Annotated in this window: 10 protein-coding genes; 5 read left to right on the top strand and 5 right to left on the bottom strand. The window is 70.1% G+C overall.

Annotation, left to right across the window (positions count from 1 at the left end):
* Nucleotides 1-74 precede the first annotated feature (74 nt).
* Both ASG00_RS08685 and ASG00_RS08680 read right to left on the bottom strand, forming a co-directional pair.
* Nucleotides 75-620 (bottom strand): ribose-5-phosphate isomerase, encoded by a 546-nt coding sequence (locus tag ASG00_RS08685; protein ID WP_056208635.1) that lies wholly within the window; start codon nucleotides 618-620, stop codon nucleotides 75-77.
* Between the two features lie 10 nt (nucleotides 621-630).
* Nucleotides 631-1812: a ferrochelatase gene (locus ASG00_RS08680; RefSeq protein ID WP_156454699.1), complete on the bottom strand. Its 1182-nt coding sequence runs from the start codon at nucleotides 1810-1812 to the stop codon at nucleotides 631-633.
* 137 nt (nucleotides 1813-1949) lie between these two features.
* Between ASG00_RS08680 and pepN the strand changes: the two genes are divergently transcribed.
* The 4 genes from pepN (at nucleotide 1950) to ASG00_RS08660 (ending at nucleotide 7832) form a co-directional block, all read left to right on the top strand.
* Nucleotides 1950-4493 carry an aminopeptidase N gene (gene pepN, locus ASG00_RS08675; RefSeq protein WP_056208627.1) on the top strand — a complete coding sequence of 848 codons (2544 nt, stop codon included), beginning with the start codon at nucleotides 1950-1952 and terminating at the stop codon, nucleotides 4491-4493.
* Nucleotides 4494-4558: 65 nt separating this feature from the next.
* Nucleotides 4559-5743: a mechanosensitive ion channel family protein gene (locus ASG00_RS08670; protein WP_082483173.1), complete on the top strand. Its 1185-nt coding sequence runs from the start codon at nucleotides 4559-4561 to the stop codon at nucleotides 5741-5743.
* Complete coding sequence (locus ASG00_RS08665; RefSeq protein WP_056208622.1) at nucleotides 5740-6165, top strand: globin; 426 nt, start codon at nucleotides 5740-5742, stop codon at nucleotides 6163-6165. The genes ASG00_RS08670 and ASG00_RS08665 overlap by 4 nt, the downstream gene beginning before the upstream one ends.
* A complete protein-coding gene (locus ASG00_RS08660) occupies nucleotides 6165-7832 on the top strand; it encodes an FAD-binding dehydrogenase (protein WP_056208620.1) in 1668 nt (555 codons plus the stop codon). Before ASG00_RS08665 ends, ASG00_RS08660 begins: the two co-directional genes overlap by 1 nt.
* Nucleotides 7833-7839: 7 nt before the next feature.
* Here the strand turns inward: ASG00_RS08660 and ASG00_RS08655 are convergent, their stop codons facing one another.
* Nucleotides 7840-8508 carry a hypothetical protein gene (locus ASG00_RS08655; RefSeq protein WP_056208617.1) on the bottom strand — a complete coding sequence of 223 codons (669 nt, stop codon included), beginning with the start codon at nucleotides 8506-8508 and terminating at the stop codon, nucleotides 7840-7842.
* Between the two features lie 47 nt (nucleotides 8509-8555).
* On the opposite strand from ASG00_RS08655, the gene ASG00_RS08650 reads away from it, so the two are divergent.
* A complete protein-coding gene (locus ASG00_RS08650; protein WP_056208615.1) occupies nucleotides 8556-9467 on the top strand; it encodes an acyl-CoA thioesterase in 912 nt (303 codons plus the stop codon).
* Here the strand turns inward: ASG00_RS08650 and ASG00_RS08645 are convergent.
* Nucleotides 9445-9948 carry an acyl-CoA thioesterase gene (locus ASG00_RS08645; RefSeq protein WP_056208612.1) on the bottom strand — a complete coding sequence of 168 codons (504 nt, stop codon included), beginning with the start codon at nucleotides 9946-9948 and terminating at the stop codon, nucleotides 9445-9447. The genes ASG00_RS08650 and ASG00_RS08645 overlap by 23 nt on opposite strands.
* A partial coding sequence (locus ASG00_RS17830) for an ATP-binding cassette domain-containing protein (protein WP_235559457.1) occupies nucleotides 9941-10940 on the bottom strand: 1000 nt, incomplete at its 5' end. The genes ASG00_RS17830 and ASG00_RS08645, both read right to left, overlap by 8 nt.

Raw genomic sequence — 10940 nt, 5'->3', positions numbered from 1 at the left:
CCCGCCGGCCGACCACGTTCACCGCGAACTGACGGGCGATGCGATGGACGGAGTGTCCTTCGGGCATCGGCCGATCAGCCCGCTTCCGGATCGAACGAGCTCGACGCGTCGGCAACGACGTCGGCGACGCCCTGGCCCGCGCGGGGATCGGGCAGCAGCGACCCGTCGCGCTCGAAGTCGGCGATCTGCGCGATGCGGCGCACGTGGCGCTCCTCGCCCGAGAACGGCGTCGCGATGAACGTGTCGATGAGCGAGACGACCTCGTCGTAGGTGTGCTGACGTGCACCGATCGAGATCACGTTCGCATCGTTGTGCTCGCGCGCCAGCTCGGCCGTCGCGGTGTTCCACACGAGGGCGGCACGGATGCCGTCCACCTTGTTCGCGGCGATCTGCTCGCCGTTGCCGGACCCGCCGAACACGATGCCGAGCGTGTCGACGCCCGCCGCCTGATCGCGCACGACCGCCTGCGCCGCACGGATGCAGAACGCCGGGTAGTCGTCGACGGGGTCGTAGCTGATCGGCCCGTGGTCGACGACGTCGTGACCGGAGTCGCGGAGGTGCTGCTGAAGCTGGACGGAGAAGTCGAGGCCGGCGTGGTCGGTCGCGATGTGGATGCGCATGAGGACGATCCTAGGGAGCGATGCCCGCGGCGGCGGGCTTGAATCCGGCGCGGACGTTCTCACAGCACGCGGGGCGGCACACGTCGAACCACGGACCGAGATCGGTGCGGTGCGGCCGGTCGGCGGCCACGGTGCCCTCGAGGCGCTCGACCACCAGGTCGACGAGACCCGCGACATAGGCCGGATCGACACCGGGCGTGCGGGTGCGGACCGCACGCAGGCCCGCCTCGGCCGCGGCATCCAGAGCCTCGGTGTCGAGGTCCCACTTGACCTCCATGTGGTCGCTCACGAAGCCGAGCGGCACGATCGCGACGGCCTCCACTCCCTGCGCGGGCAGCGACTCGATCACATCGCACACGTCGGGCTCGAGCCACGGCTGGGTGGGCGGTCCGGAACGCGACTGGAAGACGAGCTCCCACCTGACGGCCTGTGCCGACGGGATCGCGTGCGCGACATCTGCCATGACGACCTCGGCCACCGCGCGATGCTGCGCCGCGTACGCGCCACCCTCGCCGAAGTCGACGTCGCGCGGACCCGAACGCTCGGCATCCGCGGTCGGCACGGAGTGGGTCGAGAAGAGCACCCGGATCTTCTCGGGGGCAACCCCGTCGGCGAGGAAGCCCGCGATCGCCTCCCGCACCCCATCGACGAACGGTGCGACGAAGCCGGGGTGGTCGAAGAACTGGCGCACCTTGTCGATCGTCACAGTGCCCGCGAGGCCGGTCTCGGTGAGCACGCGCGCGAAGTCCTCGCGGTACTGACGGCAGCTCGAGAACGAGCTGTATGCGCTCGTCGCCACCGCGATGAGCGTCGTGTGGCCGGCCTCGGCGGCAGCGGTGACAGCCTCATCGAGATAGGGCGTCCAGTTGCGGTTGCCCCAGTAGACCGGCAGGCGGATGCCGCGCGCGGCGAGCTCCGCCTCGAGCGCCGCCTTCAACGCGCGGTTCTGCGCATTGATCGGACTGATGCCATCGAAGTGCCGGTAGTGATGAGCGACCTCTTCCAGCCTCTCGTCGGGGATGCCGCGTCCGCGCGTGACGTTGCGCAGGAACGGAATGACGTCGTCCTGGCCCTCGGGCCCGCCGAACCCCGCGAGCAGGATCCCGTCGTAGGCCACCGGCTCCTCGATGTGGGCGGCGCCGCCGCCGGCGGCGGCGGAGGCGAAGGGCACGGATGTCTCGTCGGAGGTGATGCTCACGCGTCCATCCTCGCACCGCCATCCCGGTCATCGCTCGGTCCGCGTCAGTGCCGCGGCGTAGGGTGGAGGGGTTGTCGCCGGCGCCACCCGCGTCAGGAGCGACGTCCCCCTCGACCCACGGGAGAACCGACGTGCCTGGAGAGAACCTCACCCGCATCGAAGCGCAGGAGCGCCGCGCAATCGTCGACACCACCGCCTACGCGGTCGTGCTCGACCTGACCACCGGGCCGGAGGTGTTCCGCTCGACGACGACCGTCACGTTCACGGCCACGGCCGGGGCATCCACCTTCATCGACCTCATCGCCCGCACGGTGCACTCGGTCACCCTCAACGGACGCGCGCTCGACGCCGCGGCCGTGTTCGCTGACTCGCGCATCCAGCTCGACGGGCTCGAGGCCGAGAACACCCTCGTCGTCGATGCCGACGCGCTCTACACCAACACCGGCGAGGGACTGCATCGCTTCGTCGACCCCGTCGACGGCGAGGTGTACCTGTACTCCCAGTTCGAGGTGCCCGACTCGCGCCGCGTGTTCGCGGCGTTCGAGCAGCCCGACCTCAAGGCGACGTTCCAGTTCACCGTCACCGCGCCGGCGGCGTGGAAGGTCATCTCGAACTCCCCCACCCCCGAGCCGGTCGTCGACGGCGACGCCGCCACCTGGACGTTCGAGCCGACCCCGCGCATCTCCTCCTACATCACGGCGCTCATCGCGGGACCGTACGAGTCGACGTTCTCCGAGCTGACGAGCGCCTCCGGCCGCGTCATCCCGCTCGGCGTGTACGCCCGTAAGAGCCTGTGGGGATTCCTCGACGCCGACTACGTCTTCGAGAAGACCCGTCAGGGCTTCGCGTACTACGAGGAGAAGTTCGGCGTCCCCTACCCGTTCGCGAAGTACGACCAGCTGTTCGTGCCGGAGTTCAACGCGGGCGCGATGGAGAACGCGGGCGCGGTGACGTTCACCGAGACCTACGTCTTCCGCTCCAAGGTGACCGATGCCATCAAGGAGCGTCGCGTCGTCACGATCCTGCACGAGCTCGCCCACATGTGGTTCGGCGACCTCGTGACGATGAAGTGGTGGAACGACCTCTGGCTGAACGAGTCGTTCGCCGAGTGGGCCTCGACGATCGCGACCGCCGAGGCCACCGAATGGACCGAGGCCTGGACCACGTTCAACGCCATGGAGAAGACCTGGGCCTACCGTCAGGACCAGCTGCCCTCGACCCACCCCGTGTTCGCCGAGATCACCGACCTCGAGGACGTGCAGGTCAACTTCGACGGGATCACGTACGCCAAGGGCGGCTCGGTGCTCAAGCAGCTCGCCGCCTGGGTCGGTATCGATGCGTTCTTCGCGGGCGTCGGCGCGTACTTCCGGAAGCACCAGTGGTCGAACACGGAGCTGCGCGACCTGCTGGTCGAGCTCGAGGCCACCAGCGGCCGCGAGCTGACCGAATGGTCGAAGAAGTGGCTGGAGACCGCGGGCGTGAACACCCTCAGTCCCGTCATCGAGGAGGACGAGTCGGGAGTGATCACCCGCTTCGCGATCGCGCAGACCGCCCCCGCCGACTACCCGACCATCCGCCCCCACCGTCTGGGTGTGGGCTTCTACCAGCACCAGGGCGGCGCCCTCGTGCGCGTGCACCACGTCGAGCTCGACGTGGACGGCGATCTCACCGAGGTGCCGGAGCTCGCCGGTCTCGCGCGCCCCGACCTCGTGCTGCTCAACGACGAGGACCTCGCCTACGCGAAGATCCGCCTCGACGAGCGCTCGCTGAAGACCGCGATCGCCCACCTCGCCGACATCAGCGACCCGCTCGCCCGCTCCCTCGTGTGGGGCGCGGCCTGGGACCAGACGCGCGACGCGGAGGCCGCGGCATCCGACTACGTCGACCTCGTGCTCGGCAACATCGGCACCGAGACGGAGTCGACCACGATCCGCACGACGCTGGCGCAGCTGCTGCTCGCGGCGACCGCGTACGTCGCCCCCGCGACCCGTGAGGCCACCCGCGTGCGGGTCGCCGACACGCTGTGGGAGCTCGCGCAGGGCGCTGCCGCCGGCAGCGACAGCCAGCTGCAGTTCACCACCGCGTTCGCCTCCGCCGCGGCCACCCGCACCCAGCACGAGACCGTGCGGGCGCTGCGCGACGGCGTGATCGCGCTCGACGGCCTCGAGATCGATGCGGACCTCTCGTGGGCCCTCCTCGTCTCGCTCGCCGCGGGTGGGCTGGTCACCGCGGCCGACATCGACGACGCACTCGCCGCGGACAACACCGCAAAGGGTGCCGAGCTCGCCGCACAGGCCAAGGCGGCACTGCCCGACGCGGCGTCGAAGCAGCTCGCGTGGGACTCGCTCGTCGGCAAGGCCGACCTTCCGAACACGATCGTGCGCTCCGCCGCGCTCGGCTTCGTGCACCCGGCGGGTCGCGACCTGCTCGACGCGTTCGTCGCGCCCTACTTCGAGAACCTGCTGCCGATCTGGGGCTCGCGCACCTACAAGATCGCCGAGTACCTCATCGCGGGCCTCTACCCGGCGCCGCTCGCGAACGCCGCGCTGCGCGACGCGACGCAGGCCTGGCTCACGGCGAACGCCGACGCGCCCGCGGCGCTGCGCCGCCTCGTGAACGAGAACCTCGCGGGTGTCGAGCGGGCGCTGCGCGTGCAGGAACGCGACGCGGAGTGATCTGACAGACGGATGCCCCGGCCCACCCAGGTGCGGCCGGGGCATCCGTCGTTAGGCTGGACCTGATGTGGAATCTCGCCGACACTCCGGCCGCTGAAGGCGGCATCGACTGGGCGGGGCTGGGCACCGCCATCGTGACCTGGCTGATCGCCGCGGGCTGGAACCTGCTCGCCGTCGTCATCGTCGTGGTCGTCTCGATCGTGGTGGTGTGGGTGCTGCGACGGCTGATCCGCCGCATCGTCACGCGCATCGTCAACGGCGCGAAGGAGAAGGCGCACGTCGACGACACACAGGCGCTCGACCGGTCGCCGCTCGCGGCCGTGAGGCTTGTGCAGCGCACGCGCACGCTCGGGTCGATCCTGTCGAACATCGTGAACGTCACGGTCGTGATCATCGCGGCGCTGTTGATCGTCAACATCCTCGCGCCGACGGCCCTCGGGTCGCTCACCCTGCTGACCGCGGCACTCGGTGCGGGCCTCGGTTTCGGCGCGCAGAACATCGTCAAGGATGTGCTCAACGGCATCTTCCTGGTCGCCGAGGATCAGGTGGGCATCGGCGACGTCGTCGACCTCGGGCTGGCGACCGGAGTCGTCGAGTACGTGAGCGTGCGCATCACCCACGTGCGTGACGTGAACGGCACTCTCTGGTACGTGCGCAACGGCGAGATCACGCGCATCGGCAACATGTCGCAGGGCTGGTCTCGCGTGATCATCGACCTGGCCGTCCCTGTCGACGCCGACGTCGCGGAGGTCGAGAAGCACATGCTCGAGGCGGCCCGCGCGCTCGCGAAAGACCCGAAATGGCGCACCCGCATTATCGAGCAGCCGGAGATCTGGGGTCTCGAGTCGATCACCGGCGACGCACTCGTCATCCGGCTCGTCATGAAGACGCGGTCGAACGCGAAAGACGACGTCGCGCGCGAGCTGCGGATGCGCCTCAAGCGCGCGGTCGACGAGATGGGCATCAGACTCCCGCAGCTGAACTCGATCATGCTGTCGGGGCTCGAAGGCGCCGGTCGCGTACGCGGCGCCAACCCGCCCCGTACCCGGCCGAATCCGGTGGTCGAGCGACCGGTCTGGAAAGCGAAGCGCACGGCCGCCGAGGCATCCGATGAGGCACCGGAGCCGAAGGGTCCGATCACGAAGCCGTCCCCGACGGATGCTGCAACGCGGCGCCCCGTCGAGAAGAAGCCGCGCACGCGCCCCGCTCCGAAGGACGAGAGCACGGGCGAGAAGGACGAGACACCATGAGCGAGCCCTCCCCCGACGCCCCGTCCCTGTTCGAGCAGATGGGCGGACGCCCGGCCTTCGCCCGGCTCGTCGACACGTTCTACCGCGGCGTCGCCGAAGACGACGTGCTGCGGCCGATGTACCCCGAAGAGGATCTGGAGCCCGCCAAGGAGCGTCTGCTGCTGTTCCTCGAGCAGTATTGGGGCGGACCGTCGACCTACAGCGAACAGCGCGGGCACCCCCGCCTGCGGATGCGGCATATGCCGTTCCACGTGAACGCGGACGCCCGCGACCGGTGGCTGGCCCACATGCGCGACGGCGTCGACGATCTCGACCTGCCGCCCCTGCTCGAGGCCACACTGTGGGACTATCTCCAACGGGCCGCGTTCGCGATGGTGAACACGTTCGAGCCCACCCCCGGAGCACCGACGAAGGAGTCGTGATGACCGCACCCGTGACCCCCTCTACCGATGTCCTCGTGATCGGATGGGGGCTCGCGGGACTCGTCGCGACCGCCGAAGCGGTGCGACGCGGCAAGCGGGTCGTGATCGTCGACCAGGAGCCGCGCACGAACCTCGGCGGACAGGCGTGGTGGTCGTTCGGGGGCCTGTTCCTCGTCGACTCGCCCGAACAGCGACGGCTGGGCATCCGAGACAGCCTCGAGCTCGCCCGCCAGGACTGGTTCGCGACGGCAGGCTTCGACCGCGACGACGACGCGTGGCCTCGACGATGGGCGGAGGCCTACCTCGACTTCGCCGCGGGCGAGAAGCGCGCGTGGCTGCACGATCTCGGCGTGCGCATCTTCCCCGTGGTCGGCTGGGCGGAGCGGGGCGGCTACACGGCGCTCGGCCCGGGCAATTCCGTGCCCCGCTTCCACATCACGTGGGGCACGGGACCCGGCATCGTCGCCCCGTTCGAGCGCGCGGTGCTCGCCGCCGAGGCGGACGGCCTGGTGACGATCCTTCCCCGCCACCGCGTCGCCGAGCTGATCACCGAGTCGGGTGCGGTGGTCGGCGCGCGGGGCGACATCCTCACCGATTCGGATGCCGCGCGCGGCGTCGCCTCGACCCGCGAGGTCGCGGGCGCGTTCGAGGTGCGGGCGACGGCGACGATCGTGTCGTCCGGCGGCATCGGCGGCAATCACGACGCGGTGCGTCGCATGTGGCCCGACCGGCTCGGTACGCCGCCGTCGACGATGGTGACGGGCGTGCCCGCCTACGTCGACGGACGGATGATCGACACGGCCGGAGCCGCGGGGGCGCGCCTCATCAACCGCGACCGCATGTGGCACTACGTGGAGGGCATCCAGAACTGGAACCCGATCTGGCCGGGCCACGGCATCCGCATCCTGCCCGGTCCCTCGTCGATCTGGCTCGACGCGACCGGTCACCGGCTCCCCACGCCGCTCTTCCCGGGCTTCGACACGCTCGGCACGCTCGCTCACCTGCGCACGACCGGCCACGATCACTCCTGGTTCGTGCTCTCCCAGAAGATCATCGAGAAGGAATTCACGCTCTCGGGGAGCGAGCAGAACCCCGATCTGACCGGCAAGGACATCGGGCTGCTCGTGCGGTCGCGTCTCGGCAAGGGCGCCGCCGCACCCGTGCAGGCCTTCCTCGACCACGGCGCCGACTTCGTGGTGCGCGACACCCTCGACGACCTGCTGGCCGGCATGCGGGCCCTGCCCGGCGGCGACGCGCTGGATGCCGAGGCCGCACGCGCGGAGGTCATCGCGCGCGACCGCGAGCTGGCGAACCCGTTCACGAAGGACGCGCAGGTCGCGATGCTGCGCTCTGCGCGGTCGTTCCGCGGCGACCGGCTCATCCGCACCGCCACGCCGCACCCGATCCTCGATCCCCGGTCGGGTCCGCTCATCGCCGTGAAGCTGCACGTGCTCACCCGCAAGTCCCTCGGTGGCATCGAGACCGATCTCGACTCGCGCGCCCTGGGCGCGGACGGGACGCCGATCCCGGGCCTCTACGCCGCGGGTGAAGCTGCGGGGTTCGGCGGCGGCGGTGTGCACGGGTACCGTGCGCTCGAGGGCACGTTCGTGGGTGGATGCCTCTTCTCGGGTCGTGCCGCGGGGCGGGCGGCATCCCGCGCGGTGTGACGAGCCGTCAGCTACCGGTGCGGCGCACGGCGGTCATCGACGGCCGCCGCGGAACCCGCAGCAGCACGTGTCCGCGCGCCAGGCTCACCCGGCGCCACCCGTCTGCCTGGAACACCACCGCCTGTTCGTCGCCCCCGATGAAACCGAGAGCGAAGGCCGCGAACGCGACGCCCCGCGGCATCCCGTCGAGTTCGGCGTCGCCGACCGACCAGATCGTCGCGCGGGTCGAGCGTACGACGTCCTCCCCCGGGTTGTGGGGCAGCGCCTCGGCGACGGCGGTCATCCCGCCCTGGGCGATGCGCGCGACCGTTGACGCAGACACGGATGCGACCCGCTCCCACCCGCCCTGGGGCGGCGCGATGCCCGCCCACGCGGCGCGCACGGCGGACGCGGGCAGTGAGACCTCGGTGTCGACGGATGCCGCGGCGAGCCCGGTCGCCTCGACCACCAGGTCACACTCCAACTCGGCGTCCACCGGGAGGATGCGCAGGGCCAGCACCGTCGGGGCCGCGTCGAGCAGGGTGCGCGGTGCCAGCACCGCCGTCGACATCACGAGGTGTCCCCCGGCAGCCTGCAGACGCACGGCCGCGTCGGTGTCGAGGGTCGCCGCGCGACGCGCGAAGGTGAGGGCGTCCGCCGCGGCATGGGCGTCCGGGAAGACGAGGCGGGGAGACATCCGCTCTAAACTACCAAGCGGCCCGCGGAGGCCTCGGGAGGAGCGGCATGTCCGAGAGCGAAGCGATCGCACGGTGGCGTGAGGACCCGGTGGCGGGGCTGCTGGGGGTATTCGACCTCACCGACACGGGCGCGCGCACGACAGAGGACATCTTCACGGCGTCGTCGCACTTCATGCCGAGTGGTCGCATCTTCGGCGGGCAGGTGCTCGCGCAGTCGATGCTCGCCGCCTCCCGCACGGTCGGGGACGACCGTGTCATCCACTCGATGCACGGCTACTTCCTCCGGCCCGGAGACGCGTCGCAGGACATCACGCTCTCCGTCGACCGCATCCACGACGGCCGGTCGTTCTCGACCCGCCGCACCCAGGCGTACCAGGGCGGCGCCCCGATCCTGTCGATGATCGCGTCGTTCCAGGTGCCGGACGACGGGCTGGAGCACGCGGCATCCTTCGACTGGGACGTGCCGTCCCCCGAGGAGCTCGGTGACCAGGAGACAGCGCTCACGCGCGTGACGTCGTTCAGCGGGCTGCGTCTGACCGATCGTCCCATCGAACTGCGCTACGTCGAGGGGCCCGTCTACATGCGGGTCGACGGTGCGCACGTGCCGCACCAGGCGGTGTGGGCGCGACTGCGGCGGCCGATCGGCGACGATCCGCTGCTGCATCGGGCTGCGCTCGCGTACCTCAGCGACCTGAGCATCCAGGAGTCGATCCTGCGTGCGCACGGCATCGCGTGGGCCACGCCGGGGATGAAGGTCGCGAGCCTCGACCACGCCATGTGGTGGCATCGTGACGGACGCGTCGACGATTGGGTGCTCTACGCGCAGGAGTCGCCGAACGCCCGCGGCGGGCGGGGGCTGGCGACCGGCCGCATCTACACCCGCGACGGCGACCTGCTCGCCTCGACGGCGCAGGAGGTCATGGTGCGACTTCCCGTCAGCGACGGTGCGCGTAGCTGATCGAAGGGCCCGCGTACGGCTCCCACGCGGCACGAAGGGTCTCGGGCAGGCGCACGGGTCGCCCGCTCACCGGGTCGACGAGCACGATCACCGCGGATGACTTCGCGTACAGCTTCTGCTCGCCGCCCGTCGCGGGGCTGAACACCTCGTAGCAGACCTCGACGCTCGATCCGCCGACCGTGCCGAACCACAGCTGCACGTCCAGCGGGTTGCGCTGGTAGGGCACGGGCAGCAGGTACTCGATCTCCTGCCGCGCGATGAGCGTCATCGGTCCGCCGTCCTCGACGGATGCCGGCAGCACCGCGGTGGGTGGGGCATCTTCCCCGTCTCCGGGCAGCCAGAAGGCACGCACGCGCGCCTCCTCGAGGAGCTTGAGCATCGCCGTGTTGTTGACGTGGTTGTACGCGTCGAGGTCTCCCCATCGCAGATGGATGGGGATGTGGACGCGCCTATGCGCGGCCCCGGACGGCTCGTCAGTCACGCGTCAGCTTGCGGTAGGTGGAGCGGTGGGGGTTGGCCGCATCGGCGCCGAGCCGCTCGATCTTGTTCTGCTCGTAGGCCTCGAAGTTGCCCTCGAACCAGTACCACCGGTCGGGGTCCTCATCGGTGCCCTCGTAGGCGAGGATGTGCGTCGCGATGCGGTCGAGGAACCACCGGTCGTGGGTGATCACGACGGCGCATCCCGGGAACTCGAGCAGTGCGTTCTCGAGCGACTGCAGCGTCTCGACGTCGAGGTCGTTCGTCGGCTCGTCGAGCAGCAGCAGGTTGCCGCCCTGCTTGAGGGTGAGCGCGAGGTTCAGGCGGTTGCGCTCACCACCGGAGAGCACGCCGGACTTCTTCTGCTGGTCGGGCCCCTTGAAACCGAACTTCGAGACGTAGGCGCGCGACGGGATCTCGGTCTTGCCGACGGTGATGATGTCGAGTCCGTCGGAGACGACCTCCCAGAGCGTCTTCTCCGGGTCGATGCCCGCACGGGACTGGTCGACGTAGCTGATCTTGACCGTCTCGCCGATCTTCAGATCTCCTCCGTCGAGCGGCTCGAGACCGACGATCGTCTTGAACAGCGTCGTCTTTCCGACGCCGTTCGGGCCGATGACGCCGACGATGCCGTTCGGCGGGAGACTGAAGCTCAGTCCGTCGATGAGCGACCGGCCGTCGAAGCCCTTCTGGAGCTTCTTCGCCTCGATCACGACACTGCCGAGGCGCGGCCCCGGCGGGATCTGGATCTCCTCGAAGTCGAGCTTGCGGGTGCGCTCGGCCTCCGCGGCCATCTCCTCATAGCGCGCGAGACGGGCCTTCGACTTCGCCTGGCGGCCCTTCGCGTTCGAACGGACCCAGTCGAGCTCTTCGGCCAGGCGCTTCGCGAGCTTGGCATCCTTCTTGCCCTGCACGTCGAGTCGTTCGGCCTTCTTCTCGAGGTAGGTCGAGTAGTTGCCCTCGTAGCCGATGAGCCGGCCGCGGTCGACTTCGGCG

This window comes from Microbacterium sp. Leaf351 (assembly GCF_001423825.1).
GTDB lineage: Bacteria > Actinomycetota > Actinomycetes > Actinomycetales > Microbacteriaceae > Microbacterium > Microbacterium ginsengisoli.
This window is presented reverse-complemented; position numbering and strand designations above follow the sequence as displayed.